Below are 25,731 nucleotides of genomic sequence, written 5' to 3'. Positions count from 1 at the left end.
GGCTCAGACCTTCTTGATGGTGGCGCGGCCGAACAGGCCCGAGGGCTTGAGGGAGAGGACCAGCAGCAGGAGGACGAGCCCGGGCACGTCCTTGTAGCCGGTGGAGATGTAGTAGCCGGTGAGCGTCTCGGTGATGCCGAGGATGAGGCCGCCGACGATGACGCCCATGCCGCTCGACAGCCCGCCGATGATCGCCACCGCGAACGCCTTCAGCCCCAGCACCGCGCCCATGGTGGCGCCGGTGAGGGTCACGGGGGCGATGAGCACGCCAGCGAAGGCGGCGGTCATCGAGGAGAGGGCATAGGAGAAGGTGATGACGCGCCGCGTGTCGATGCCCATCAGGCCCGCCGCGTCGCGGTCATTGGCGGTGGCCACCACGGCCTTGCCGAAGATGGACCGCCGGTTGAAGATTTCCACCGCCAGCATGATGGCGAGCGCGCCGATGACGATGGCGATCTCCATGGGCTGGATGCGCACCGGCCCGATGGTGAGGGCGGCCTCCGGCAGCGGGGAGGGGAAGCGCAGGGCGTCGCGGCCCCAGATGTTCTCGGCGAGATTGCGGAAGATGATGCCGAGGGCGATGGTCGCCATGATCCAGCCGGCTTCCGACTTCGCCTTCACCGCCTGCCGCACGCCGAGCCATTCCACCACCGCGCCCTGCGCGAGGCCGAAGGCGAAGACGATGGGCAGCATGAGCAGATAGGCCCACAGCGTGCCGATGGCCTGGCCGATGAGGAAATTGATGGTGGTGAGGCCCACCAGAGCCCCCAGCATCAGGGCTTCGCCCTGGCCGAAGTTCAGGGTTTTCGAGGTAGCGAAGGTGAGCTGGTAGCTGAAGGCGATAACGCCGTAGATCATGCCCACGGCGATGCCGCTCACGATGAGCTGCGACAGGACGTTCATGACGGTCTCCGGAAGGGGGCGCGGCCCCCGCGTCGGGGCAGGGTTCCGGGCGAACCGGCCGCCGCGCTCGATGGCGCGGCGGTCCGAATGGTGTGGGGCGATGAGGTGGATGGATGCTCAAACGGGGCCGGGAGCCGCGCCTCAATCATCCGTCATGCCCCGGCTTGTCCGGGGCATCCACGTCGCCGCCGGACCGGCTCCATCCGGTCAAGCAGAGCGCCCGGCCGGCCCGTGGATCCCCCGGACGAGCCGGGGGACGACGGCGGACGCATGTCGGGGCGGTTGCCCCGGACGCGGCCCGGTCAGCCTCAGTTCTTGGGCTTCACACGCACCGCCTTGTCGCCGGCGATGTCTTCCGGATGGGCGGCGACGACGCGGCCGTCCTTGACGAGGCCGAACACCGGGATGTTGGCGGTGATGGCCTCGTGGTCGGTGGCGGAGAAGGGCTTGTCGTAGACGGTGACGACGCCCTCGACCTTGGTGTTGAGGTTTTCCAGCGCGTCGCGGACCTTGCGGCCGTCGGTGGAGCCCGCCTGCTTGATGGCGGCGGCGAGCAGCAGCACCGAGTCATAGCCCTGCGCGGCCGAAACCGGAGAGGGCATGCGATCGATCTTGTACGCGGCCTGATAGGCCTCGATGAACGCCTTGCGCTTGGGGGTGTCGGGCAGCTGGATGAAGGTCTGCGGCATCATCGCGCCGTTGCCGTTGGCACCGGCGGTGTCGATGAAGTTGGCCATGGAGAGCGTCCACGAGCCGATCATGGGCACCTTCCAGCCGAGCTTGGCCATGCCGTTGGCGATCTGCGCCAGCTCGGGGCCGATGGCGTAGGTGAGGATCACGTCGGCGCCGGCTTCCTTGGCGCGCAGCAGCTGCGCGGTCATGTCGGTGTCGCCGATGTTGAACTTCTCTTCGGCAACCGGCTTCACGCCCATGGTGGCGAGGGCCTTCACCAGATCGGCGCGGCCAAGCTGGCCGTAATTGGTGGAGTCGGCGAGGATGGCCGGCTTCTTGAAACCCTGCCGCTTCACCGCTTCGTCGGCGATCATGGCGCTCTGGATGGCGTCATTGGCCGAGGTGCGGAAGATGTAGTTGTTCTTGTTGTCCGGCGGCACGAACTGCTTGGAGATCAGGGTGCCGGTGGCCACGTTGTTGATCACCGGAATCTCGGCTTCCTGATAGAAGCGCTGGGAGGCGAGGGCGACGCCCGTGTTGATGTAGCCGAGGGTGGCGACGACGCCTTCCTTGTTGATGAGCTCCTGGGCGATCTGCACGCCCACCTCGTTCTTCGCCTCGTCATCGCGCTCGATGAGCTGCAGCGGACGGCCCAGCACGCCGCCGGCCTTGTTGACCTCGTCCACGGCGAGCTTCACGCCGTCGCGCATGCTGACGCCCATGGAGGACGAGCCGCCGGTGAAGGGGCCAGTCAGGCCGATTTTGATGGGGTCGGCGGCGTAAGCTGCGCCGGAAAAGGCAAGCCCGAAAACGGCAACGCCTGCGGCCAAAGCCGCAACCATGCTCCTCAGTCGCATCTTCTACTCCCTGTGTTCCCGATTATTCGGTTATTATACTTTTGTAGTACCCGCTCTCCCGCAGGGCGGGGCGGCTCTCAATCGTTTAAGCGAATTGAGACGGGTGCGCCACCATAACCTAGCGGAATGTCGGGTGCGGCCTTTGCTGCTGCCGTTTTTGCAGGCAGTCGCACGCCTCAAATACGCGCGCACGGCGATTCCGGACCACGCACTTTTGAAGCAATGAGCAAGATGTGATCGGTCGATCCCGCACCGCGTGCGGTCATTCCGCAGTTGCGCGCAGTCTTTCGCATTTGCGAACGTGCCGTTGACGCAGGGGGCGGGCGCCGCCTATGGTCTGCGGGACGGTTCCCGAAAGGGATCAAAAGGGAACGCGGTGCTTCGGCTTGGCCGGAAATGCCGTGGCTGCCCCCGCAGCTGTAAGCGGCGAGTCCTCTGCCATCAGCCACTGGGTCGCAAGGCCTGGGAAGGCGGCAGACGGGCGGTGACCCGCGAGCCAGGAGACCTGCCGTCAGCCGTGGTCACGCGCGAACACGTCGGGCGGGGTTCTCCCGATGCTGGTTTTGACTTCGGCCGCTCGCGGCCGGGCAAGCCTCGTTCGCGGTGACGGACCACCCGTGCCGTCGAGTTTCCCATGTCGTCCCTTGCCCCGTCCCGATCCCGCCGCGCGCTGCCGGCCGCGGCTTTGCTCGCCTTTGCCTGTGTGCCGCCCGCTTTCGCCCAGACCGCAGACGATCAGAATGCCGGCGACCTGCCCACCATCGTCGTCAGCGCCACCGGCATTCCCACGCCCGAGGACGAGGTGGCGAGCTCCGTCAGCATCGTCACGGAGCAGGACATCGCCCGCAACCAGCAGCGCACCCTGCCGGACGTGCTGCAATCGCTGCCCGGCCTCAACGTGGTGCAGACCGGCGGACCGGGCGGGACCACCTCGGTGTTCATCCGCGGCACCAATTCCAATCATGTGAAGGTGCTGATCGACGGCATCGACGCCGGCAATCCGGCCGCCACCAACGGCGCCTTCGACTTCGGCAAGCTGCTCGCCTCGGACCTGGAGCGGGTGGAGGTGCTGCGCGGCCCGCAGTCCGGCCTCTATGGCTCGGACGCCATCGGCGGCGTCATCTCCGTCACCACCAAGAAGGGCGAGGGGCCACCCAAGGTCACCGCCTATGCGGAGGGCGGCGCGCTCGGCACCTTCAACCAGTATGCGAGCCTGACCGGCGCCACCGAGAAGCTGGCCTATTCGTTCAACGTCACCCACTTCTCGTCCACCGATACGCCGGTGACGCCGCAGAACATCGTGCCGCCCGGCTGGCCCATCAATCCCAACGCCTACGACAACTGGACCTACTCCAGCCGGCTCGACTGGCAGGCCACCGAGACCTTCGCGGTGAATTTCGTCGCGCGCTACATCGACACCAGCCTCGCCTTCACGCCGGACACCTATCCCCCGCCCACCTATGCCGGCATCCCGGCGGCGCTGCGCTCCACCGCTTATGCCAGCATGTTCTTCACCAAGGGGGAGGGCGTGTGGACAGCGCTGGACGGAAGCCTCGTCACCACCTTCGGCGTGAGCGATATGTCCAGCTCCAACCCGACGGTGGGGCCGAACCCGGACGTGAACGGCACCTATGACGGCGACCGGCAGGTCTATTATGTCCGCTCCAACTATCTGGTGGCGCCGGGCCAGAACCTGCTGGTGGGCGCCGAGCGGCGGAACGAGTCCATGACCTCTTCCACCGCCTATGCCAGCGTGGACGCCTCCACCGGCGACACGGGCGTCTATGCCGAGTACCAGGGCAACCTCTGGAACCGGCTCTTCTTCGCCGCCAATGTGCGCTACGACGCCGACGACAGCTTCGGCGACCACACCACGTTCCGCCTCGCCCCGGCGCTGCTCTTCGACGAGACGGGCACCAAGCTGAAGGCGAGCTACGGCACCGGCTTCAAGGCGCCCACGCTCTACCAGCTCTACGCGCCCTATTACGGCAATCTGAACCTTGAGCCGGAGGAGAGCGAAGGCTGGGATGCCGGCTTCGAGCAGAAGGCGTTCGGCGAGCGGGTGCTGTTTGGGGTGACGTATTTCCACAACAACATCACCAACCTCATCAGCTACGATCCGGCGACGTACCAGAACGTCAACATCCCCAGCGCCGTGTCCCAGGGCGTGGAGGCGTTCGTGGCGGTGAAGGTGACGGACCGCATCGATGCGCGGGTGGACTATACCTACACCGACGTGGTGGGCTACGTGCCGCCCGGCCAGCCCTTCGGCGCCGCCTGCGCGCCCATCAATGCCACCTCCTGCTATCCCCTGCGGCGGCCCAACAACAAGGTGAGCCTGACGCTCGGCTGGCGGCCCACCGACGAGCTCGATCTGTCGGCGAGCCTCGTCTATGCGTCCTCGTGGTGGGACATCGTGCGTCTCACGTCGAATTACATCGACCAGCCCGGCTATACGGTGGTCAATCTGGCCGCGAACTACCGGCTGAATGCCGTCACCACCGTGTTCGGGCGCATCGACAATCTGTTCAACCAGACCTACGAGAACCCCAACGGCTTCCTCGCCCCCGGCTTCGGTGCCTATGGCGGGGTGAAGCTCACATGGTGAGGCCCGAGCGGTGAAGCGCCCATGGTGAGGCAGTGAGGGTCGCGGCGGCCGGGCTGATGCTCGCGGCCCTTCTCGCCTCCGCTCCGGCGGGGGCGCAGGAGACGCGTGTTCCGCCGCATGCCCGGCCCCGCATCGTCTCCCTCAATCTGTGCACGGACGAGCTGGCCCTGCGGCTGGCCGATCCGGGGCAGGTGCTCTCCGTCACCCATCTCGCGCTCGACCCGCTCGCCTCCAACGTGGCGGACCGCGCGCGCGACGTGCCGGTCAATCGCGGGCTGGCGGAAGAGGTGGTGCCGCTGAAGCCGGACCTCGTGCTCGCCGGCGCCTACACCACCCGCACCGCCACCGCCGTGCTGCGCCGCCTCGGCTTCGAGGTGCTGGAACTCGGCGATCCGCAGACCCTTGAGGAGGCCTATGCCCAGATCCGCATGGTGGCGGAGCGGCTCGGCGTGCCGGAGCGGGGCGCGGCCATGGTGCGGCAGATGGAGGAGGCCTTCGCCCGCCTGCCGCCGGTCGCGGGACCGCGCCCCACCGCCGTCGTGCTGCGCCCCAACGGCTTCACCACCGGCCGCGGCTCGCTGGCCGATGAGTTGATGGAGAAGGCCGGTCTTTCCAACCTCGCGGCGCGCCTGCCCACGGACAAGATGGGCCAGCTCGCGCTGGAGGAGATCGTGCGCGCCGCGCCCGACCTCGTGGTGGTGAATGCCGAGGCGGAGGCGCCGCCCTCCCTCGCCGACGCTTTGCTGCATCACCCCGCCCTGGCTCCCTTCAAGGACCGCACGCTGGCCCTGCCGCTCAGGCTGTGGACCTGCGCCGGGCCGGACCTTGCCGAGGCGGCGGCCCTGCTGGCGGCGGCAAGGGCCCGTCTGTCCGCCCCGGAAGCCGGGCGGCCTGTCGGGGGCGTCCATCACGCCGCCGCCGAGGGGGGGCGCTGATGCCCTCGCGCATCGTCCTCGGTCTCGGTCTTCTCGTGCTGGTGCTGTTCTGCGCCTCGGTGGCGGTGGGCTATGCGCCGCTCGACCTTGGTGCCGCCTTCGGCGATCTTCTCGCCGGCCGGCAGAGCCTCGCGGCGCTGGTGCTGTCCGAGCTGCGCCTGCCGCGCGCCATCCTCGGCGCGGCGGTGGGCTTCAGCCTCGGCCTCACCGGAGCGGCCTTGCAGGGGCTGATGCGCAATCCCCTCGCCGATCCCGGCGTGGTGGGCGTGTCCGGCGCGGCGGCGCTGGGGGCGGTCATCGCCTTCTATTTCGGCTTCTCCGCCTCCTTCGCGCTGGCGCTGCCCCTGGGCGGGCTGACGGGCGCGGCGGCGGCGACCGCCGTGCTGCTCGCGCTTGCGGCACGGGGGGCGGGAACGGTGATGCTGATCCTCGCCGGCGTCGCCCTCTCCAGCCTCGCCGGCGCGCTCACGGCGCTCGCGCTGAATCTGGCGCCCAGCCCCTATGCGGCGCTGGAGCTGGTGTTCTGGCTCATGGGCTCGCTGGCCGACCGCAGCCTGGTGCATGTGGCGCTGGCGCTGCCTTTCATGGCGGTGGGCTGGGTCTTGGTACTCGCCACCGGCCCGGCGCTCGATGCGCTCACATTGGGCGAGGATGCCGCCGAAAGCCTCGGCTTCCCGCTGCGCCGGGTGCGGCTGCTGGTCATCGGCGGCACGGCGGCGGCGGTGGGGGCGAGCGTGGCGGTGGCGGGGGCCATCGGATTCGTGGGGCTGGTGGTGCCGCATCTGGTGCGCCCGCTGGTGGGCCACCGGCCGGGCCGGCTTCTGGCGGCGAGCGGGCTGGCCGGCGCGGCGCTCACCCTCGGCGCGGACATCGTGGTGCGGCTCGTGCCCACCCGGCCGGAGCTTCAGCTCGGCGTGGTGACGGCGCTCATCGGTGCGCCCTTCTTTCTGTTCCTCCTCGCCCGGCTGAGGGGGGTGGACTCATGAATCTCGCCGCCCGTTCCGTCACCGTGACCCGGGGTGCCGCGACCCTCGTGCGCAACCTCAGCCTTGAGGTCGAAGGTGGCACCTTCCTCGGCCTGCTCGGCCCAAACGGCGCCGGCAAGACCAGCCTGATGCGCGTGCTCGCCGGCCTCGAAGCGCCCGCCTCCGGCCATGTGCTCTATGACGGCCGCGACGCCGCCGAGATCGGCCGGCGCGGGCTCGGCCGGACCATTGCCTACCTGCCCCAGGACGGGCGCATCCACTGGCCGCTGCCGGTGGAGGAGGTGGTGGCGCTGGGGCGCCTGCCCCATGGCACGGCAGTGGTGGATGAGGCCGCGCGGCGGGCCATGGCGGCGGCCGGGGTGGAGGCGCTCGCCCGGCGCTCCGCCGATACCCTCTCCGGCGGCGAGCGGGCGCGGGTGCTGCTGGCCCGCGCGCTGGCGGTGGAGGCGCCCATCCTCCTCGCCGACGAGCCCTCCGCCGCGCTCGATCCGCTGCATCAGCTGGAAGTGATGGCCCTGCTGCGCGACACCGCCCGGCGCGGCGCCGTGGTGGTCGCGGTGCTGCACGACCTCACCCTCGCCGGACGCTTCTGCGACCGCCTCGCTCTGATGAAGGACGGCCGGCTCCTCGCCGAGGGGACCGCGGCGCAGGTGCTGGACGACGCCCATCTGGCGGACGCCTTCGGCGTGGATGCCGTTCGGCTCACTCATGCCGGCGAGACGGTGGTGCTGCCCTGGTCCCGACGGGGATAACGCGGCGGGACCAGGGCCGCGCTTCAGCCGACCCCGTGGGCCATGATGAGCACGCTGATCATCACCACGGCGATAAGGCAGAAGAGCCCGATCAGCCCGTAGATCATCACCTTGTCCGAATAATCGGGCGCCGGCGGCAGGTTCTGGGCGGGCCGCCGCACCGGCGCGGCGGGACGGGGGCGGGGGGCGTCCGCCGCGATTTCCGCGCGGGCGGCGATGGGTGCGGCCGGGATGGCCGGCTCGGCCGTGCGTACGGGTTCGGGCACGGGGACCGCAACGGCCATGGCCATCGCGGCCGGCACGGGGGCGGCCATCGCCACGGTGGCGGGCGTCGGCTGCACCGGCAGGAGGCGCGCGCGCTTCGGCGGCGCCGGCTCCCTCTTCCCTTCGCCGGACAGGCGCGCATCCGCCGTGAAGCGGGCATTGGCGAGCACGAAGATGGCGGCGGCCGGCGGCACCAGCACGAACAGCGCTTCCGCATTTGCCGCCACCCAGCCGGACCACAGGGGATCGGTGACGATGAGGCTGCCGGCGATCCAGCCGAGGAACGCCGTGCCGATGAAGGTGAGGGCGGGAATGTGCTTCATCGCCTCGGCCATCACGAAGCTGCCGAAGAAGATGAGCGGCACCGACAGGAGCACGCCGCCCACCAGAAGGCTGAGGTGGCCTTCCGAAACGGCGGCGAGGGCCACCACATTGTCGAGGCTCATGATGGCGTCGGCGATGAGGATCACCAGCGCCGCCCCCAGCAGCCCGCCCCCCTGGCCGAGGGAGGGGTCGAGCTCGACCGGCCGGTCGCCTTCCCGCCGCCGCCGGTATTCCCCCGCCAGCAGGTTGATGGAGATGACGGCCAAAAGCAGCCCGCCGCCGATCTTCAAGAGCGGGATCGCCATCAGCGTGCCGGCGAGCGCCGCGATGACCAGCCGGAAGAAGACCGCTCCCGCCGCCCCGAGCACCACCGCCTTGCGCACCTGCTCTGCCGGCAGGCTGCGGCAGGCCAGTGCGATGAGCAAGGCGTTGTCGCCGCTCAGCAGGATGTCGATCAGGAAGATCTTCAGGCTCGTGCCGAACCAGGAGAGGTCAGCGCCGAGATCCATCGCCGGGTGTCCTTCTCAAATGCGTCGGGGTGCGGCCGGTCAGGGCTTAGCCGGGTTCTTCGCGGGCTGGCCGGGGGCAGGCGCGGTGGCGGCGCCCGCACCATCGGCGAGGGTCGGCCCGCGCGTCAGGGCGCCGAGGAAGTCGGCGTCGGGCGACAGCAGCAGCATGGGCGAGGCGCCCGCCAGCGTCTGCCGGTAGGTCTGCTGGGTGCGCAGGAAGGTGTAGAAAGCGGGGCTGTGGTCGTAGGCCTCGCCGAGGATCTGCGAGGCCTTGGCGTCTGCCTCGCCGCGCGTGATCTTGGACTTCTGCTGCGCTTCCGCGAGGATGACGGTGCGCTGGCGGTCGGCGCGGGCCTGGATCTCCTGTGCCCATTCGAAGCCCTGGGCGCGCAGCTCCTTGGCCTCGCGCTGGCGCTCGGACTTCATGCGGTCGTAGATGGCCTGGCTGGTCTCGGCCGGCAGGTCGGCGCGCAGCAGGCGCACGTCCACCACGTCCACGCCGAGGGACCGGCTGCGCTCGATGACCTCGTTGCGGATCTTGTCGATGATGCGGTCGCGCTCGGTAGAGAGGAGATCCACGAGCTTGGCCTGTCCCAGCTCGCGCCGCACCGCCGAATTGACGATCTGCGCGATCCGCGACTGGCCCTGCTCGATGCCGCCCACCGCCTGGTAGAAGGCGAGCGGATCGTTGATGCGGAAGCGCGTGTAGGTGCTCGCCTCGATGCGCTTCTGGTCGCCCAGGATGATCTGCTCGGCGGGGGGCTCCAGCGAGATCAGGCGGCGTTCGAAATAGATCACCGTGTCGATGAGCGGTGCCTTGAAATAGAGCCCCGGCTGGTCATGCACCGCGATGGGCATGCCGAGCCGCACCACCAGCGCGCGCTGGGTCTGCTGCACGGTGAAGGCGAAGGAGGAGGCGAAGGCGACGAGGAGGATGCCCGCCGCGAGCGCGATGAAACCGGCGCGCTTCACTTGGCGCCTCCCGCGCTGGCCTGATCCGCGACGGGCGGGGCGGGGAGGGGGACGGCGCGCTTCTCCGCCTCGGTGAGCGGCAGGTAGGGCACGATGCTGCTGCCGTGGGCGGAGAGGTCCACGATGACCCGCCCGGAATGCTTCAGCACCTCGTCCACGCCTTCCAGATAGAGGCGGCGCAGGGTTACGTCCTTGTGCCGCTCATAGGCGGCCTCGACGGCGAGGAAGCTCTGCGCCTCGCCCTTGGCGAGGTCCACCGCCTGCTCGCCATAGGCCTGCGCCTCCTGCACGATGCGCTCGGCCTCGCCGCGGGCGCGGGGCAGGATGTCGTTGCGGTAGGCCTCGGCCTCGTTGCGCGCCCGCTCCTGATCGGCCCGCGCGCGCTGCACGTCGTTGAAGGCGTCGATGACGGCCGCGGGCGGATCGATGCGCAGTAACTGCACCTGAGTGATGACAATGCCGGCCTGATACTTGTCGAGCAGGCGCTGGAGCACGATTTCGGTTTGCTGGGCGATCTGCTGGCGCTTGTCGGAGAGGGCCGCCTGAATGGGGTTCTGGCCGATGACTTCGCGCAGGGCGCTCTCGGCGGTGACGCGCAGCGTGCCTTCCGCGTCGGCAACGTTGAACAGGAACTGGCCGGCATCGCGGATGCGCCAGAACACCACGCAGTCCACCTCGACGATGTTCTCGTCGCCGGTCAGCATCTGGCTGCGCTCGCGCCGTCCGTCGCGGGAGCCGAGGACCATCTGGTTGATCTGCGTGGTCTTGGGCAGGAGGATGGTCTCGACGGGATAGGGCCAGTGGTAGTGCACGCCCGAGGGCTCCGTCGCCACCCACCTGCCGAAGCGCAGCACGATGCCCTGCTCGTCCGGCTGCACCCGGTAGAAACCGCTCGCCGCCCAGAGCACCGCGACCAGCCCCACCGCCACCAGCGCGCCGCGCCGCCCGAAATGGGGCAGCCGCAGCATCTCCGACACCTGCTCCCGCGCCAGCCCCTCGAACGGCTGCTGCTGAACCGGTTCCGGAACGCGCGCGGACGGCGGGGGTGTGTCCTCGGTGGGCGTCTCTTGGGTGGGCGTCTCTTGGGTGGGCGGCGCGGCTTCAATATTCGCCATTCAGGCTGACCTCAGGTCAGGTAATTTTTGATATTACCTAAAGTAATGGGCGGTGCAGGCCCAATGGATGGCGACGGACCATAGAAGATTTCAATCTGCATTCGCAATTGCTTCCGTCTCGCGCGGGTGCGGCATCTCGCGGCTGCTGGGATGGGCCGGCGCGGGCATATATTTTCTTTTCCTTACAATGACTTGTTTCAGGTGCGGCGGGCGTCGCGGGCGGTGGGGCGCACGGCTTCCGTTCCGCGAGGTGGCGCGGCGAGAGCAGCCGGCAACCGCCGGTGCGCAAGTCTTCCGCAGCGGCACTGCGGTGACAACGCGCACCTCGCCCGGTTTCGTCGCGCGGGCGAAGCAGATAGCAAGGGGCGCCTGTCGTCGCGCGCGTCCGCGTGCATCGTTCCGCAGGCGTCACGCCGTCCTCACAGCAAGCGGAATTCGACACCATGGCCAGCGTCTGCACCAGCGGGGTGGACACCGGGTTCGTTGCCCTCGGCACCGGCAAGGTCGCCGTCCTCGGCGTCGTCCAGGGCATCACCGAGCTTCTGCCCATCTCCTCCACGGCGCACATGCGTCTCGTGCCGGCGCTGCTCGGCTGGCCCGATCCCGGCTCCGCCTTCTCGGCGGCCATGCAGCTCGCCGCTCTGTTCGCGGTGGTCACCTATTTCTGGAGCGATCTGCGCGCGCTCGCCTGCGGCTCCATCTCGGCGGTGCGCGCCGGCGATTTCAGCGCCCATGCGCCGAAGACCGTGCTGGGCATCATCCTCGGCACCATCCCCATCGTCATTGCCGGCGTGCTCTTGAAGAGCAAGCTGAACGCCTGCGGCTCGTCCTTCCGCGACTTGTGGGTCATCGGCGCGGCGAGCCTCGTCATGGGCCTGCTGCTGGGCATCGCGGAAATGACCAGCCGCCACACCCGCACCTTCGCGCAGATCAAGCTGCCGGACGCTCTGGTGGTGGGCCTCGCCCAGGTCGGCGCGCTGATCCCCGGCGTGTCGCGCTCGGGCTCGACGCTGACGGCGGCCATGTTCCTCGGCCTGCGCCGCGAGGATGCCGCCCGCTTCTCCTTCCTGCTCGGCCTGCCGGCCATCTTCGCGGCGGGCGTGAAGGAACTGCTGGAGCTGCACCATGCCGGCCTCGACATGCAGGGCTGGGAAGTGCTCGGCGTCGGCCTCGTCGCCGCCTCGCTCTCCGCCTTCGTCGCCATTTGGACGCTGATGCGGGTGATGGAGCGCCTCTCCTCCTGGCCCTTCGTGTTCTACCGCATCGGCATGGGCGTGTTCCTGCTGGTCGCGGTGTGGCGGGGCGTGCTCTCCTGAGCGCTCGACACGGCTCACGCCTCGGGTAACCCTGCGGCACGACCGCAGGGCATGATGACCGAGGGGCGCGATGACGGGCGTTGATGTTGCGGCCCATGCCGGGCTGCGCCGGACCGTGCTGGTGGTGGCGCTGGCGAACCTCGCTTATTTCGGCGTGGAGTTCGCGGTGGCGCTGGCCATCGGCTCGGTCTCGCTGTTCGCGGACAGCGTGGATTTCCTGGAAGACGCCAGCGTCAACCTCTTGATCTTCGTCGCCCTCGCCTGGTCGGCGCGGGCGCGGGCGAAGGTGGGCATGGCGCTGGCGCTGATCCTGCTCATTCCCGGCCTCGCCACGCTCTGGACCGCCTGGGACAAGTTCCTCGATCCCGTGGCGCCGCAGCCCCTCGCTCTGTCGCTCACCGGCCTCGGCGCGCTGGTGGTGAACCTCACCTGCGCCTTCCTCCTCGCCCGCTACCGGGACCATCGCGGCAGCCTGACAAAGGCCGCCTTCCTCTCCGCCCGCAACGACGCCTTCGCCAACGTGGCGATCATCGCGGCGGGCGCCGTCACCGCCTTCCTGTGGCGCTCGGCCTGGCCCGACCTCATCGTCGGCCTCGCCATCGCCGCCTTGAACCTCGATGCCGCCCGCGAAGTCTGGGAAGCCGCCCGCGAGGAGCACCGCGCCGAGCCGTGAGGGGCGGGCATCGCAATCTTGAGCAGGGGCGGGATCTGGACAGTGGCCCGCGGCGTTGTCACGCTGCCGCTGCTTCCCGCCGTGATGGCGGGTTGCTTCGGCCGCTTTTTCCGCGTTGGGGAACGACGAATTCGGGGGGCTGCCGATGGTCGCGGGTGAGGTTCAGGGGGTGGGGCAGGGCGGCGTTGCGGCGGATGTGCCGGCACAGGGGCCGTCGCGCCGCGCGATGCTGGGGCTGGATGCGCTCAATTTCTTCCTGGCGGATGTGCGCGACGGGCTTGGGCCCTATCTCGCCATCTATCTGCTCGCCGTGCGCGGGCCGGAGCAGGGCTGGACGGAAGCCACCGTCGGCTTCGTGATGACCATTGCCGGCCTCACCGGCCTCCTCGCCCAGACCCCGGCCGGCGCGCTCATCGACAGCAGCCGCAACAAGCCGGCCATCGTCATCGCTGGCGCGCTGGCCGTGACAGTCGCCTGCCTCTCGCTGCCCTTCCTGTCCAATTTCTATCTGGTGGCGGGAAGCCAATCGCTGGCGGCGATGGCGGGGGCGATCTTCCCGCCGGCGCTCTCCGGCATCACCCTCGGCCTCGTGGGGCCGAAGGCGTTCGCGCGGCGCATCGGGCGAAACGAGGCGTTCAACCATCTCGGCAATGCGGTCTCCGCCGCCATCGCCGCCGGCACGGCGGTGCTGTTCGGGCCCATCGTGGTGTTCTGGCTCATGGCGGTGCTGGCCGCGCTCAGCATCGGCGCCATGCTGGTGGTGCCGCGTCGCGAGATCGACGACACGCTGGCGCGCGGCCTCGCCCATGATGCCGCCCACCATGAGCATCCCTCGGGCCTGAAGACGCTCCTGTCGAGCCGGCCGCTGCTGATCTTCGCGCTCACCTGCTTCCTCTTCCACCTCTCCAACGCCGCCATGCTGCCCACCACCGGGCAGTTGCTGACCTATGTGGTGGGCAAGGAGCAGGCGACCTCACTGATCGCCTTGTGCATCGTGGCGGCGCAGTGCGTGATGGTGCCCATGGCGATCATGGTCGGCGCGAAGGCGGATGCGTGGGGCCGAAAGCCCATCTTCCTCGTGGCCTTCGCGGTGCTGGCGCTGCGCGGCGCGCTCTACACCCTCTCCAACGATCCGTTCTGGCTGTTCGCCGTGCAATGCCTCGACGGCGTGGGCGCCGGCATCTTCGGCGCGCTCTTCCCGGTGGTGGTGGCCGATCTCACGCGCGGCACCGGGCGGTTCAATGTCAGCCAGGGCGCGGTGGCGACGGCGCAGGGGCTGGGGGCGGCCTTCTCGGCGTCCATCGCCGGCGTGACCATCGTGGCGGCCGGCTACAGCGCCGCCTTCCTCACCCTCTCCGCCATCGCGGCGGCGGGCTTCCTGCTCTATCTCTTCGCCATGCCGGAGACCGGCGCGGCGGCCGCCGAGGCGCCCGCTCAGCCTCCCGCCGGCAGCGCGGCCGTGTCGCCATAGAGCGCTTCGGCCTCGATCTTCAGCCCGCCGCGAAAGACGAAGATCTCGCACGCGCGGCGGGTGGTGTCGCCCAGCGTCGCCTCGTAATGCACCACCATGCGCTGGCCCGGCTCGTCGCAGATGGCGGCGAGGAGGCGGAACTCCAGCCGCTCGATCCGCGCCAGCGCCTGCCGCCAATAGGCCTCGATGGCCGGGCGGCCCTCCAGCGCGGCGCGCCCCGTCACCTGCAGGGCGAAGGGGCTGCGGAACCGCGCATTGTCGGCGAAGGCGGACAGGACCGCCTCCACGTCGCGCCGGTTCCAGGCGGCGATCCAGGCTTCGGCATGGCGGAGCATCTGCTCGCGCGTGAGCGTCACGTCTGTGCCCTCGGAATGAGTCATGGCGCCGCCGTCTCTTCCGGCTCGTGGCAGCAGACGCAGATCTTGTTGCGGTCGAGATCGCGGAAATAGGCGCCGTAATAGTTGGGGTGATAATGGGGCCGCAGGCCCGGGCCGCCTTCGTCCGTGCCGCCGGCGGCCAGCGCCATGCGGTGGATGTCGTCCACGCTCGCCCGGTCCGGCGCGAGCAGGGCGACCATGGCGCCGTTGCCGGGAACGGCCGGGCCGCCGTCAAAGGGAAGGCGCAGCAGGAACAGGGGAAACCTGCCCGTCGCCGGCTGCCATCCCGCCTGCCCTGCGGGCGCATCGAAGAAGCGCAGGCGCCAGCCGAGGCGCACCATCAGCGGATCGTAGAAGGCCTGCGCGGCAACGATGTCGTTGGTGCCGACATTCACGTGGGAAATCATGCGGGCCTCACCATGGGGTTCCGTCCTTGCGGGTGAAGGACCAGCCCGTGGCGGAGAAATGCGCCACGAGATCGTCCTCGGGATATTCGCCCGCATCCTGAGGGTCGCGGTCGCCGATTTCCAGATAGCGGACCTCCTCCTCGCTGCGGTTGACGAGATGATGGGCGAGGCCTTCAGCGGGAAAGCCGACGCACATGCCGGGGGCGAGCAGGAACTCGCCCTCGTCCGTGCGCAACGTGGGCGTGCCGGCGAGGATATAGACGAACTCCTCCTGCCTCGAGTGCCGGTGCAGCAGCGCGGACTGGGCGCCCGGCGCCAGCGTCGTGAGGTTCACGCCGAAGCGGGAGAGGCCGAACGCATCGCCGAGCTGCCGCTTCTCCCGGCCCGCCATGCGCGCGGCGAATGGGGCGGGATAGTTGGAAGGCTTGCGCCGGGGCGGCACGTCCTCGGCGGCAAGCGGCGTGCGGGCGGGGCCGGTCATGGCACACTCTTCATGGAGACGTCCTCATCAAGATCCTGCTGGAAGCTAGCGGATGTTTGGTCTCAAATGGGTGAGAAATTCTCACCTGTCCGGTTCGTGCGGGGAAGCGTCCATGGCATCCAGCAGGTCGTCCAACCTGCCCTCCCTGCGGGGCCTCGCGGCCCTTGATGCGCTGGCGCGGCACAAAAGGCAGGGGGCGGCCGCCGAGGCGCTGGGCATCTCGCGCTCCGCTCTGTCCCACCGCATCGCGGATCTGGAGGCGGAGCTGGGCGCGCGGCTCGTCACCCGCTCCGGCCGCGTCTCCATGCTGACCGACGAAGGCACCGCGCTCCTCGCCGCCATGGGCGATGCCATCGGCAGGATCGAGGCGGCGGTGGCGCCGTTGCAGCGGCGGCTGCGGCAGATCCGGCTCTCCACCGTGAACACGCTGGCCGCCAACTGGCTGCTGCCCCGCCTGCCGCGCTTCCAGCGCGCCCATCCGGACATGGAGATCGCGGTTCTGACCACGCAGCGCGTGGTGGACCTCGACGGAGAGGATGTGGACTGCGCCATCCGCAACGGCATGGGGGACTGGCCCGGCACAGAGGCGCGGCTGCTGTTTCGCGAGACGCTGGTGCCCGCCGCCGCGCCGGGTCTGGCGCTGGGCCGGCCCTCCGGCTGGCCAGTGATCCGCGCCCGTGCCCGCTTCCGCGACTGGCCGCTTTGGTGGCAGCAGGCGGGGCAGAAGGGCGAAGCGCCGGCCGGCGGCATGGTGGTGGAAAACCGGGCGCAGGCGCTGGAGGCGGCGCTGGCCGGCGCCGGCGTCGTGCTCACCGACGCGCGTTATCTGGACACGCACCTCGCCGCCGGCCGCCTGCGGGTGCTGGGGCCGGTGATCGGGCTGGACACCGGCTTCCACTTCGTCCGCAGCCGGGCGCCGCGCAATCCGCGCAATGTGGAGGCCCTCGTGCGCTGGCTGGAAGAGGAGGGCCAAGCGCCTCCGCAGGCCGGGTGGCCGCCGGGCGCTTCGGACTGAGGGAGCGGCGCGGCACCGGGCGATGCCGCGCCGCCCGTCACCCGGCAAAGCCGGTGCCGGCTAGCAGGGGATCGAAGCGCACGAGCCGGCTGTCGGCGACGCCCGCCTGCCGGTGCGCCATGGCCTCGCGATAGCGCGGATCGCGCAGCATCTGCACGAAGGCACCGGGGCTCGGATATTCGGCGATGAAGGCGATGTCCCAACGGGTCTCCGGCGGCCCGACGAGGGACAGCTCGAACGCCCCGCGCCACACGATGCGCCCGCCGATCTCCGCCAGCACCGGCGCGCTGAGGCGGCTGTAGGCCTCATAGGCCTCCGCGCCGGTGGTGATGCGCCCGTCCGCATAGGCCACTTCATGGCGCAGGCGGATGAGGTTCAGCAGGTGCACCGGGCCGGGGCGGTCGTTGGCGGCGAAGGCGGCGAACGTCTCGCGGGTGAAGCTGGTGTGTCCCTCCATGGCTCAGCCCTCTGCCACCGCCGTCCACAGGCCGGGATAGGCCGGCGCGCGGCGGGCGATCCAGGCGTCGAGCCCCTCGCGCAGATCGGCGGTGGGGGCCATGCGGGCGAACTGCTCGGCCTCCACCAGCAGGCCCTCGGCGATGGGCAGATTGATGCCGCGCGTCACCGCCGTGAGGATGGTCGAGACGGCGAGCGGGGAGTGGACGAGGATGCGCTCCAAGAGGTCGCGGGCGCGCGGCAGCAGTTCGTCGTGGGGCACCACGGCATTCACCAGCCCCAGCTCCAGCGCGCGCTCAGGCGTGAAGGTCTCGCCGGTGAGCAGCAGCTCCATGGCCCGCTTGCGGCCGGCGAGGCGCGGCAGGCGCTGGGTGCCGCCGAAGGTGGGCGGCATGCCGAGCAAGATCTCTGGCTTGGCGAACACCGCGCGGTCGCTGGCGATGGCGAGCGGCGCCGCCTCGGTCACCTCGCACCCGCCGCCATAGGCGAGGCCGTTGACGGCGACCACGAGCGGCTTGCGGAACGCCTCCACCCGCGCCGTCAGCCTTTGGCCGCGCGCCACGAAATCCCGGAGCGCCGCCTCGGGGCTCTCAGCCACCGAGCGGGAGAATTCGGGAATGTCGCCGCCCGCCGAGAAGGCGCGGCCGGTGCCCGTGAGGATGACGCCGCGGATGCCGTCGTCGCCCTCGATGGCGTCGAGGTGGCGCAGCAGCGTCTCGATGGTCTCGTAGCTCAGGGCGTTGAGCTTTTCCGGGCGGTTGAGGGTGAGGGTGGCGATGGCGCCGTCGACCGTCTTCAGCACAAGCGCCGTCTCGTTCGCGTTCATGGATGGCTCCTCGTTCAGCGAGGCGCCGACCATGCCCGCAGCGGCCGGTTGAGTATACTCACTGTACGGTATACCTTGCGGCCATGCAGAAGCCCCCGAATGCCCGCGTTCAAGACAAGCGCGCCCAGGAAAAGCGCGCCCACGATGCCCGCTCCCAAGACAGGCGCGCCCAGGACGGACGCGCCCAGGACATCCGCGCCAAGGACACGCGGGCGAACATCGTCCAGGCCGCCTCCAAGCTGTTCTATGGGGAGGGGATCGGCCGCGTGAGCATGGATGCGGTGGCCGAGAACGCGGGCGTCACCAAGCGCACGCTCTATTATCATTTCGACAGCAAGGACGACCTCGTCGCCGCCTATCTCGATGCCCGCGACCAGCCCAACCTGACGCAGATGGCCGGGTGGTTCGCCGCCGCCGAGGGCGGGGTGGACGAGAAGGTCGCGGCCATCTTCACGGCCCTCGCCAAGAGCGCGCGGCATCCCAAATGGAAGGGCTGCGGCTTCCTGCGCACCACGGCGGAACTCGCAGCGCTCCCGGGACATCCGGCGGTGAAGATCGGCGCGCGCCACAAGGCGGCGTTCGCCACGTGGCTGGCGGGCGAACTCGAAGGCGCGGGCCTTGCCACCCCCGCCGCTCTGGCGCGGCAGATCCTGCTGCTGCTCGACGGCGCCTTCTCCGCCTCGCTGGTGCATCGGGATGCGAGCTGGTTCGAGGAGGCGGGCGCCGCCGCGCGTGCGCTAGTGCGCGCCCATCCCCGGCAGGAGCGTGCGAGCGCGGTATCGTGATACATTGAGTGCTTGCAAGTCCGCGCCCGGCGGCCATGGTGGGCGCCTCTATCGCGGGAGACAGGCAGTGGACTACGTGAAATTCGGCGCGACGGGCCTCGAAGTCTCGAAACTGTGCCTGGGATGCATGACGTTCGGCGAGCCGAACCGTGGCTCCCACGCCTGGACCCTCAAGGAGGAGGAGAGCCGCCCGCTCATCCGCCAGGCCCTCGATCTCGGCATCAATTTCCTCGACACCGCCAACGTCTATTCGGACGGCACGTCGGAAGAGATCGTCGGCCGCGCGCTGAAGGATTTCGTGCGGCGCGAGGAAGTGGTGCTCGCCACCAAGGTGTTCAACCGCATGCGCCCCGGCCCCAACGGCGCCGGCCTCTCGCGCAAGGCCATCATGGCCGAGATCGACGCCAGCCTGCGCCGCCTCGGCACGGACTATGTGGACCTCTATCAGATCCATCGCTTCGACCACGCGACCCCCATCGAGGAGACGCTGGAAGCGCTTCACGACGTGGTGAAGGCGGGCAAGGCGCGCTACATCGGCGCCTCCTCCATGCCGGCTTGGCGCTTCGCCAAGGCGATCTACATCTCCCGCCTCAATGGTTGGACCCGCTTCGTGAGCATGCAGAATCACCTCAACCTCCTCTATCGCGAGGAGGAGCGCGAGATGCTGCCCCTTTGCATCGAGGAGGGTGTGGCGGTGATCCCGTGGAGCCCGCTGGCGCGCGGCCGGCTGGCGCGGGCGTGGGACGAGGCGACCTACCGGCTGGAGAGCGACGAATTCGGCAAGACGCTCTATGTGGCCGGCGATCGCGAGGTGGTGGACGCGGTGGGCGCCATCGCCGCCAACAGGGGCGTGCCGCGCGCGCAGGTGGCCCTCGCCTGGCTGCTGCAGAAGAAGGGCGTCACCGCGCCCATCATCGGCGCATCCAAGCCCGGCCATCTCACCGATGCCGTGGCCGCCCTCTCGCTGACCCTGACGGCGGACGAGATCGCTGCGCTGGAAGCACCCTACGTGCCGCACGGCGTCGCCGGTTTTACTGACTAGGTTCGCAGCAAAGCCGCCGCTTTCCCGTCGAAATTCCGCCGGGCGTCAGGAGCATCACAGCGTGGCGGGCATCTTGGCCCGTCAGCACCGTGTTTCTGGACAAGACCCATGAAGGGCATCGCCTTCGGAATTCTCCTCACCGCCGTCGCCGCGCTCATGAGCGTCTGCCTCACCTTGATGTTCGGCGGCAGCGGCGGCTTGAACTTCCTGTTGGCGCTCGGCGGCACGCTGATGGCTCTCGCCCTCGACGTCCCCGGCGTGGCCTGACTCCCCGCTCCGGCGAGGCCTTCAACCCGCCCGCGAGGCGGCGAGCGGCGCAGAAGAGGCATCGAGCGTGCGGGCGAACCCCGTAAGCAGCACCGCCACCTCTGCCGGCGCCTGAAGGGTCGGCACATGCGCGCAATCGGGGATTTCGTGGAAGGTGCCGTTGGGCACGAGATCGGCGAGTTCCTGCGCCATCACCGGCGGCGTCGCCGCATCCAGCGCGCCGGCGCAGGCGAACACCGGCACGGCGAGCCGCCGGGCGGCCTCCTTCAGATCGAGCGTCGCGAGAATCCCGCAAGCTTCGCGGAAGACATCCGGATCGGTGGCGACGAAGGCGGCGCGCCGCTCCGCCAGTGTCTGCGGCACCCGCGCCGCCATGGCGGCCGGAAACAGGCGCAGCATGGCGGTCTGGGCAATGGATTCCAGCCCCTCTTCGCCGGCCTTCGCGGCCATGAAGCGGAAGGCGCCGCGCCCTTCCTCGGTGAAGCCGGCGCCGCATCCGGCCAGGAACAGGCCGCTCGACAGCTGCGGATGGCGCAGGGCCGTGGCGAGGGCGAGGAACGAGCCGTAGCCGTTGCCGAACAGGATCGGCGTCTCGCCCGGGCAGGCCTCCGCCACCGCCGCCGCCACCGCATCCGCCTGACCGTCCAGTCCCCCCTCGACGCGCGGCGAGCCGCCGAAGCCCGGCAGATCGAGCAGCACCAGCCGGAAGCTGTCGGATAGCAGCGGCACCATGGGCTCGAGGCTGCCGCGATCGGACAGCAGGGAATGCAGGAACACGATGCTGGGACCGGTGCCGGTGATGTGCGCGGAGAGGCCGGCGGCGCGGGTGTTGGCGGTGAGCATCAGTGCACTCCCAGATGTTGGGCCATGAGGGCGGGATCGTCGGCGAGGACCTGAGGCGGTCCGCGCCAGACCACCTCCCCCGAGGACAGGACGACACAGGTGTCGGCGAGCCGCAGCGCCAGCGGCAGATTGTGTTCCACGAGGAGGATGGAGAGACCGGCTGCCTTCAGCGCGGCGATGGATTCCGCCACCTCGGCGACGATCTGCGGCGCGAGCCCTTCCGCCGGCTCGTCCAGCAGCAGCACGCGCGGATTGGTGACCAGCGCGCGGGCGATGGCCAGCATCTGCTGCTCGCCGCCGGACATGGAGCCGGCGAGCTGCCGGCGCCGTTCCTTCAGACGGGGAAACAGCGTCTCCACCGCGGCGATGTCGAACACCCGTTCCGCCTTGTGGCGCGGTGGCCGGTAGGCGATGGCGAGATGTTCCTGCACGGTGAGGGAGGGAAAGATGCGCCGCCCCTGCGGCACCAGCCCCACGCCGAGCCTGCAGATGGCTTCGGGCTTGCGGCCCTCCAGCGCGGTGCCGAACAAATCGATGCGCCCCTGCCGGGCGTCGTTGAGGCCGGCGATGGCGGAGAGCGTCGTGGACTTGCCCGCGCCGTTGCGGCCGAGCAAAGCGGTCACCGCGCCCTCGGCGCAGGTGATGTCCAGTCCGCGCACGGCGCAGATCTCGCCGTGATAGACGTGGAGGTTGGACAGGGTCAGGGCTTCAGGCACCGAGATACACCTCCCGTGTGCGGGGATCTGCGGCGATGTCGGCGCGCGATCCGGTGGTCACCACCCGGCCGTGGTGGAGCAAAGTGATGCGCTCGGCGAAGGCGAGGGCGACATCCATGTCGTGCTCGATGAGCACCACCGTCATCTCCTCGGGCAGATTGGCGAGCAGTTCCTGCACCATCACCCGTTCGTCGCGGGAGAGGCCGGCGAGCGGCTCGTCCAGCAGCAGCACGCGCGGGGCGAGGGCCAGCGCCATGGCGATTTCCAGCCGACGGCGATCGCCATAGGCGGTCTGGGACACCGGCCGGTCCGCGAGGTCGGCGAGCTTCACCCGGTCGAGGATGGCGAGCGCCTCGGACCTCAGCGCCGCATCCGCGCCGAACGGCGCCCACGCGCGCCACTTGTCGCGGCGCAGGCCGTTCAGGGCCAGCATCACGTTCCGGCAGAGGGTCTCGTGCGGGAAGAGCGTGAGGATCTGGTAGGTGCGGGCGAGGCCATGGCCGGTGCGCTTGCGCGGCGGCAGGCCGACGAGTTCCGATCCGAACAGCCGGATGGAGCCGCCGGTGGGCGTGAGGTCGCCGCAGATCAGGTTGAACAGCGTGGTCTTGCCCGCGCCGTTGGGGCCGAGCAGCAGGTGCCGCTCGCCGGGCATGATGTCGAGGCTGACGTCCGCGACGGCCGGCAGGCCGCCGAACTGCTTGGTCAGGCCATCGATGCGCAAGGCGGGCTCAGCCATCGGCGCGCTCCCGGGGCACGAGTTTGGGGGCAGGCGTCGGGCGCAGCCGCTTCAGCCAGGCGGTGAGGCGGGAGAAGCCGGGCACGATGCCATCGGGCATCAGCAGGACGATGACGACGAAGGTGAAGCCGAGCAGCATCACCCAGCGGTCGATCCAGATGGAGGCGAGGTTCTTGAGCAGCACCACCAGCGCCGCGCCGATGAGCGGGCCGGCGAGCGTGCCGGCGCCGCCCGCCACCACCATCAGCAGCACCTCGGCGGAGGCGGTCACCGCCATCATGTGCGGGCTGACGAACTGGTGGTACCAGGCATAGAGCAGGCCGGCGGCGGCGCCCCAGGCGGCGGCCAGCATCCAGGCCACGAAGCGGATGCGCCACACGTCATAACCCACCGCGCCCATGCGGCGCGGCTGGTCGCGGGTGCCACGCAGCGCCACGCCGAGCGGGCTGTCGAAGAAGCGGCCGAGCTGGATGAGCGCCAGCGCCAGAACGGCGAGGCACAGCCACAGGAAATATTCCGGCTTTTCCAGCGGCAGCCACGCGCCGCCGGGGCGGGGCACGCCGGACAGGCCGTTGTCGCCGCCGGTCACCGAGGTCCAGCGATAGGCCGCACCCCAGACGATCTGGCAGAGCGCCATGGTGATCATCACGAAGCCGAGGCCGGTGGTGCGCAGGGCGACGAGGGCGAACAGCGCGGACACCATCATCGTCCCGCCGAGGGCGAAGAGGGCGGCCGCCACCGGGTCGATCCCGCCCACGGTGGAGAGCCACGCCACGAGATAGGCTGTGAGCCCGGGAAACACCGCGAAGCCCAGCGAGTTCAGCCCCGCATGGCCCACCAGCACGTTCAGCCCCAGCGCGCCGATGGCGGCGATGGCCACCTGGCTGGTCAGGTTCACGTAGAAGGGCGAGGTGGAGAACAGGGGCACCATGGCCATGGCGGCCAGCGCCACCGCGAAGGGGAGGACGCGCGCGCTCATCCGAGCCTCCGGCCGAACAGGCCCTGCGGCGCTACGGAGAGCACCGCGATCATGGGCAGGAACAGGATCACATAAGCAAGGTCGGGCACGAGCACCTGTCCGAACGTGTAGATGAAGCCGATGGCGTAGGCGCCGACGAACGCCCCGACGAGGCTCCCGGCGCCGCCGAGGATCACGACCAGCAAGGCCAGCGGCAGCATGTCCTGGTCGAGGCTGGGATAGACCGAGAGGATGGGGCCGCCGATGACCCCGCCGAGGCCGGCGAGCGCCGTGCCGAGGCAGAACACGGCGGTGAAGAGGGTGGAGGCGGAGACGCCGATGGCGCGGGCCATGCCCACGTCGTCCACCGCGGCGCGGATCATGGCGCCGGCGCGGGTGCGCTCCACCAGCAGCCAGAGCCCCAGCGCCACCGCCGCCGAGGCGCCGATGACGAACAGCCGGTAGCGCGGGAATACCGCATCGCCGATGCGCACGGCGCCGGAGAGTTCGGGCGGCGGAGGCAGGCGCATGGGGTCGCCACCCCAGGTCATCAGGCAGGCGTCGGCGATGATGAAGGCGAGGCCCAGCGTCAGCAGAACCTGCGGCAGGGTGCGGCCGGCAAGGCGGCGCAGCAGCGTGCGCTCGATGATGCCGCCGAGCAGCCCCACGGCCACCGCCGCCGTTGCCGCCGCCGCCCAGAAGCCGAACCCGGCCTTCACCGCGGCAAGGCCGAGATAGGCGCCCAGCATGAACAGCGCGCCATGGGCGAGGTTCGCCACCCGCATCAGCCCGAAGATCAGGCTGAAGCCCGATGCCAGCATGAACAGGAGTCCGCCGAGCGCGAGGGCGTTGAGGCTTTGGCTGACCCAGAAGGTCATGATCGGTCCTCGGAAAAGAAGGAGGGGCCAGGCGGATGGCTAATGGGCCGTCATCCCCCGGCTTGTCCGGGGGATCCACAGTGTGGCGGGGCGGGCTACAGCAACTCATGCACCGCGCGTGCGGCGGAGTGGATGCCCCGGAACTCGGCTGTTGCCGAGTTCCCACTTCACGAACGGAAGTCGGCAACAGCCGACTTCCGGACTAGCCGGGGCATGACGCCTCTTGGAAGTTCCCGAACTCACTGCCCCAGATTCTTCGCCGGCGGGTAGTCGCGGCTGTAGACGGGATCGGCGAGGAAGGCCTTGGGATCGTAGATCCAGAACTGCGTCACCTTCGGATAGGTCTTGATGACGACGTTCTGCAGCCGGCCGTCCTTCTCCTCGGTCTTGCGGATGGTGACGTTCATGATGGGGTTGCCGTATTCGTCGAGGGTCACCTCGCCATACGGTCCCTTCTCCAGCTTCACCGACCGCAGCGCCTTCATCAGCGCCTGCTTGTCCTCCACCTTGCCGTCGACGGCCTTCACGGCCGCATCGAGGAAGGCGCAGGCCGCATAGGCGCCGGCGGTGTAGTAGCCGGGATCGGCGCCGTACTTGGCGCGGATGCCGGCGGCGAATTCCTTGTTGCCGGGCACGTCCTGGGTTGCCGTGTACCAGCCGGAGGAGATGACCCCGACGGCTTCCTTGCCCATGGACTTGAGGATGCCCTCGTCCACGGTGGTCATCTGCGCGATCACCTTCACCGGCGCGCCATACTCGGCATATTGCTGGAGGAAGCGCAGGCCGTTGCCGCCGGCGAAGGCGGCGTAGACGGCGTCCACGTCGGTGCGGATCTGGCTGATGTAGCTGCCGTAATCGGCGACGTTGAGCGGCGGCCAGAGCTTCTGCACCACCTTGCCGCCATTGTCCTCGAAGGCGCGCTGGAAGCCGGCGGTGGCTTCATGGCCGAAGGCGAAGTCGTCGCCGATGGTGACGACGCGCTTCAGCTTGAGATCCTTGGCGGCATATTCGCCGAGCGCATGGTTCGCCTGGGCCGAGGTGCCCACGGCGCGCACGAACCACGGGTTCTGCTTGCGCTGGGTGAGGTCCTCAGCCGCCGCCGAGGGCGAGATCACCGGCACGCCCACCTGGCGGATGTAATCGTCGATGGCCAGCGCCTCGAAGGCGGCGAGCGGGCCGATGATGGCGTTGACGCGCTCGCGTTCCACCAGCTCCTGGGCGCGGGTCTTGGTGGTGGCGGGCTGGCCGGCGGTGTCCACCGTGATGAGCTCAACCTTGCGGCCGCCCATCATGCCGTTCCGCTCGGCAAGGCAATATTCCATGCCCTGCTCCATCTGCTTCCCGCCGGCGGCAAGCGCGCCGGAGCGCACGGTCATGAAGCCGACCTTGATGGGCGGCTGCTGCGCCGCCGCGGGCAGGGCCGCGAGCGCCGACAACGCCGTCGCGGCGAGCCACGAACAGGCGACGGTGCGCTTGGTGAGTATGGGCATTTTTGCTCTCCCTGAGATGCTCTTGACGGCTAAATTTTTTGTCGTGATATTTCACGCAGAACCCAAAACCGCCGTCAAGGGCTAATTTTCCGTTGTT

At 69.6% G+C, this 25,731-nt stretch carries 26 protein-coding genes, 1 pseudogene and 1 riboswitch; of the genes and pseudogenes, 11 read left to right on the top strand and 16 right to left on the bottom strand.

The features are described 5' to 3' along the window. Nucleotides 1-3 precede the first annotated feature (3 nt). Nucleotides 4-903, bottom strand: coding sequence for a branched-chain amino acid ABC transporter permease (locus tag FHT36_RS13005; RefSeq protein ID WP_169122920.1), 900 nt, complete (start codon nucleotides 901-903; stop codon nucleotides 4-6). A 308-nt stretch (nucleotides 904-1,211) separates the two neighbouring features. Continuing rightward, nucleotides 1,212-2,432: an ABC transporter substrate-binding protein gene (locus tag FHT36_RS13000; protein WP_169122919.1), complete on the bottom strand. Its 1,221-nt coding sequence runs from the start codon at nucleotides 2,430-2,432 to the stop codon at nucleotides 1,212-1,214. Nucleotides 2,433-2,760: 328 nt separating this feature from the next. Continuing rightward, a riboswitch (cobalamin riboswitch) is annotated at nucleotides 2,761-2,960 on the top strand. A 106-nt stretch (nucleotides 2,961-3,066) separates the two neighbouring features. Here FHT36_RS13000 and FHT36_RS12995 point away from each other — a divergent pair. From FHT36_RS12995 to FHT36_RS12980, 4 genes are read left to right on the top strand one after another with little or no spacing between them, the layout of a single operon-like run. Further along, nucleotides 3,067-5,040 carry a TonB-dependent siderophore receptor gene (locus FHT36_RS12995; protein WP_169122918.1) on the top strand — a complete coding sequence of 658 codons (1,974 nt, stop codon included), beginning with the start codon at nucleotides 3,067-3,069 and terminating at the stop codon, nucleotides 5,038-5,040. A gap of 56 nt (nucleotides 5,041-5,096) precedes the next feature. Then, complete coding sequence (locus FHT36_RS12990; RefSeq protein ID WP_169122917.1) at nucleotides 5,097-5,975, top strand: ABC transporter substrate-binding protein; 879 nt, start codon at nucleotides 5,097-5,099, stop codon at nucleotides 5,973-5,975. Continuing rightward, nucleotides 5,975-6,961 carry an iron ABC transporter permease gene (locus tag FHT36_RS12985; RefSeq protein ID WP_169122916.1) on the top strand — a complete coding sequence of 329 codons (987 nt, stop codon included), beginning with the start codon at nucleotides 5,975-5,977 and terminating at the stop codon, nucleotides 6,959-6,961. Before FHT36_RS12990 ends, FHT36_RS12985 begins: the two co-directional genes overlap by 1 nt. Beyond that, a complete protein-coding gene (locus FHT36_RS12980) occupies nucleotides 6,958-7,713 on the top strand; it encodes an ABC transporter ATP-binding protein (RefSeq protein WP_169122915.1) in 756 nt (251 codons plus the stop codon). The genes FHT36_RS12985 and FHT36_RS12980 overlap by 4 nt, the downstream gene beginning before the upstream one ends. 23 nt (nucleotides 7,714-7,736) lie before the next feature. On the opposite strand, the gene FHT36_RS12975 is transcribed toward FHT36_RS12980, so the two are convergent. From FHT36_RS12975 to hflK, 3 genes are read right to left on the bottom strand one after another with little or no spacing between them, the layout of a single operon-like run. Further along, a complete protein-coding gene (locus FHT36_RS12975; protein ID WP_169122914.1) occupies nucleotides 7,737-8,810 on the bottom strand; it encodes a YjbE family putative metal transport protein in 1,074 nt (357 codons plus the stop codon). 39 nt (nucleotides 8,811-8,849) lie between these two features. Then, nucleotides 8,850-9,782 (bottom strand): protease modulator HflC, encoded by a 933-nt coding sequence (gene hflC, locus FHT36_RS12970; RefSeq protein ID WP_169122913.1) that lies wholly within the window; start codon nucleotides 9,780-9,782, stop codon nucleotides 8,850-8,852. After that, complete coding sequence (gene hflK / locus FHT36_RS12965) at nucleotides 9,779-10,897, bottom strand: FtsH protease activity modulator HflK (protein WP_210257735.1); 1,119 nt, start codon at nucleotides 10,895-10,897, stop codon at nucleotides 9,779-9,781. The genes hflC and hflK overlap by 4 nt, the downstream gene beginning before the upstream one ends. A 443-nt stretch (nucleotides 10,898-11,340) precedes the next feature. Between hflK and uppP the strand changes: the two genes are divergently transcribed. The 3 genes from uppP (at nucleotide 11,341) to FHT36_RS12950 (ending at nucleotide 14,357) form a co-directional block, all read left to right on the top strand. Continuing rightward, nucleotides 11,341-12,213, top strand: coding sequence for an undecaprenyl-diphosphatase UppP (gene uppP / locus FHT36_RS12960; RefSeq protein ID WP_169122912.1), 873 nt, complete (start codon nucleotides 11,341-11,343; stop codon nucleotides 12,211-12,213). A 70-nt stretch (nucleotides 12,214-12,283) separates the two neighbouring features. Beyond that, nucleotides 12,284-12,886: a cation transporter gene (locus FHT36_RS12955; protein WP_169122911.1), complete on the top strand. Its 603-nt coding sequence runs from the start codon at nucleotides 12,284-12,286 to the stop codon at nucleotides 12,884-12,886. A gap of 226 nt (nucleotides 12,887-13,112) precedes the next feature. After that, nucleotides 13,113-14,357, top strand: coding sequence for an MFS transporter (locus tag FHT36_RS12950; protein WP_229646927.1), 1,245 nt, complete (start codon nucleotides 13,113-13,115; stop codon nucleotides 14,355-14,357). Here the strand turns inward: FHT36_RS12950 and FHT36_RS12945 are convergent. From FHT36_RS12945 to FHT36_RS12935, 3 genes are read right to left on the bottom strand one after another with little or no spacing between them, the layout of a single operon-like run. Then, nucleotides 14,321-14,737 carry a nuclear transport factor 2 family protein gene (locus tag FHT36_RS12945; RefSeq protein WP_210257734.1) on the bottom strand — a complete coding sequence of 139 codons (417 nt, stop codon included), beginning with the start codon at nucleotides 14,735-14,737 and terminating at the stop codon, nucleotides 14,321-14,323. The two genes, FHT36_RS12950 and FHT36_RS12945, sit on opposite strands and share 37 nt — an antisense overlap. Then, on the bottom strand, nucleotides 14,734-15,141 hold the full coding sequence (locus tag FHT36_RS12940) for a VOC family protein (RefSeq protein ID WP_169122909.1): 408 nt from the start codon (nucleotides 15,139-15,141) through the stop codon (nucleotides 14,734-14,736). The genes FHT36_RS12945 and FHT36_RS12940 overlap by 4 nt, the downstream gene beginning before the upstream one ends. 7 nt (nucleotides 15,142-15,148) lie before the next feature. After that, nucleotides 15,149-15,622 carry a cupin domain-containing protein gene (locus FHT36_RS12935; RefSeq protein WP_169122908.1) on the bottom strand — a complete coding sequence of 158 codons (474 nt, stop codon included), beginning with the start codon at nucleotides 15,620-15,622 and terminating at the stop codon, nucleotides 15,149-15,151. A gap of 112 nt (nucleotides 15,623-15,734) precedes the next feature. Between FHT36_RS12935 and FHT36_RS12930 the strand changes: the two genes are divergently transcribed. Next, complete coding sequence (locus FHT36_RS12930) at nucleotides 15,735-16,637, top strand: LysR substrate-binding domain-containing protein (protein WP_169122907.1); 903 nt, start codon at nucleotides 15,735-15,737, stop codon at nucleotides 16,635-16,637. A gap of 37 nt (nucleotides 16,638-16,674) precedes the next feature. On the opposite strand, the gene FHT36_RS12925 is transcribed toward FHT36_RS12930, so the two are convergent. Further along, entirely contained in the window at nucleotides 16,675-17,094 is a 420-nt protein-coding gene (locus FHT36_RS12925) for a DUF1330 domain-containing protein (RefSeq protein ID WP_169122906.1), read from the bottom strand. A 3-nt stretch (nucleotides 17,095-17,097) separates the two neighbouring features. Further along, nucleotides 17,098-17,919 (bottom strand): crotonase/enoyl-CoA hydratase family protein, encoded by an 822-nt coding sequence (locus FHT36_RS12920; RefSeq protein ID WP_169122905.1) that lies wholly within the window; start codon nucleotides 17,917-17,919, stop codon nucleotides 17,098-17,100. 83 nt (nucleotides 17,920-18,002) lie between these two features. Between FHT36_RS12920 and FHT36_RS12915 the strand changes: the two genes are divergently transcribed. From FHT36_RS12915 to FHT36_RS12905, 3 genes are all read left to right on the top strand, one after another. After that, the gene (locus FHT36_RS12915) at nucleotides 18,003-18,704 is read left to right on the top strand and encodes a TetR/AcrR family transcriptional regulator (protein ID WP_169122904.1); all 702 of its coding nucleotides are present in this window, start codon (nucleotides 18,003-18,005) and stop codon (nucleotides 18,702-18,704) included. Between the two features lie 67 nt (nucleotides 18,705-18,771). Then, nucleotides 18,772-19,746 carry an aldo/keto reductase gene (locus FHT36_RS12910; RefSeq protein ID WP_169122903.1) on the top strand — a complete coding sequence of 325 codons (975 nt, stop codon included), beginning with the start codon at nucleotides 18,772-18,774 and terminating at the stop codon, nucleotides 19,744-19,746. A 108-nt stretch (nucleotides 19,747-19,854) separates the two neighbouring features. Further along, nucleotides 19,855-20,013 (top strand): hypothetical protein, encoded by a 159-nt coding sequence (locus tag FHT36_RS12905; protein ID WP_169122902.1) that lies wholly within the window; start codon nucleotides 19,855-19,857, stop codon nucleotides 20,011-20,013. A 21-nt stretch (nucleotides 20,014-20,034) separates the two neighbouring features. Here FHT36_RS12905 and FHT36_RS12900 read toward each other — a convergent pair whose 3' ends face one another. The 6 genes and pseudogenes from FHT36_RS12900 to FHT36_RS12875 form a co-directional block, all read right to left on the bottom strand. Further along, a complete protein-coding gene (locus tag FHT36_RS12900; RefSeq protein WP_169122901.1) occupies nucleotides 20,035-20,856 on the bottom strand; it encodes an alpha/beta fold hydrolase in 822 nt (273 codons plus the stop codon). Beyond that, the gene (locus FHT36_RS12895; protein WP_348644448.1) at nucleotides 20,856-21,572 is read right to left on the bottom strand and encodes an ABC transporter ATP-binding protein; all 717 of its coding nucleotides are present in this window, start codon (nucleotides 21,570-21,572) and stop codon (nucleotides 20,856-20,858) included. The genes FHT36_RS12900 and FHT36_RS12895 overlap by 1 nt, the downstream gene beginning before the upstream one ends. After that, nucleotides 21,565-22,236 (bottom strand): annotated as a pseudogene (locus FHT36_RS12890) (ABC transporter ATP-binding protein); the annotation flags it as partial. The pseudogene FHT36_RS12890 and the gene FHT36_RS12895, both read right to left, overlap by 8 nt. A gap of 64 nt (nucleotides 22,237-22,300) precedes the next feature. Continuing rightward, the gene (locus tag FHT36_RS12885) at nucleotides 22,301-23,287 is read right to left on the bottom strand and encodes a branched-chain amino acid ABC transporter permease (RefSeq protein WP_169122899.1); all 987 of its coding nucleotides are present in this window, start codon (nucleotides 23,285-23,287) and stop codon (nucleotides 22,301-22,303) included. Then, nucleotides 23,284-24,144: a branched-chain amino acid ABC transporter permease gene (locus tag FHT36_RS12880; protein ID WP_169122898.1), complete on the bottom strand. Its 861-nt coding sequence runs from the start codon at nucleotides 24,142-24,144 to the stop codon at nucleotides 23,284-23,286. The genes FHT36_RS12885 and FHT36_RS12880 overlap by 4 nt, the downstream gene beginning before the upstream one ends. A gap of 239 nt (nucleotides 24,145-24,383) precedes the next feature. Further along, nucleotides 24,384-25,634, bottom strand: a complete 1,251-nt coding sequence (locus FHT36_RS12875) for an ABC transporter substrate-binding protein (RefSeq protein ID WP_169122897.1) — start codon at nucleotides 25,632-25,634, stop codon at nucleotides 24,384-24,386. Nucleotides 25,635-25,731: the final 97 nt, after the last annotated feature.

The sequence above is a fragment of the Xanthobacter sp. SG618 genome, from assembly GCF_012932745.1.
Taxonomy (GTDB): Bacteria; Pseudomonadota; Alphaproteobacteria; order Rhizobiales; family Xanthobacteraceae; genus Xanthobacter; species Xanthobacter flavus.
Note: the sequence above shows the minus strand (reverse complement) of the source record. Positions and strands in the feature narration are given on the sequence as shown.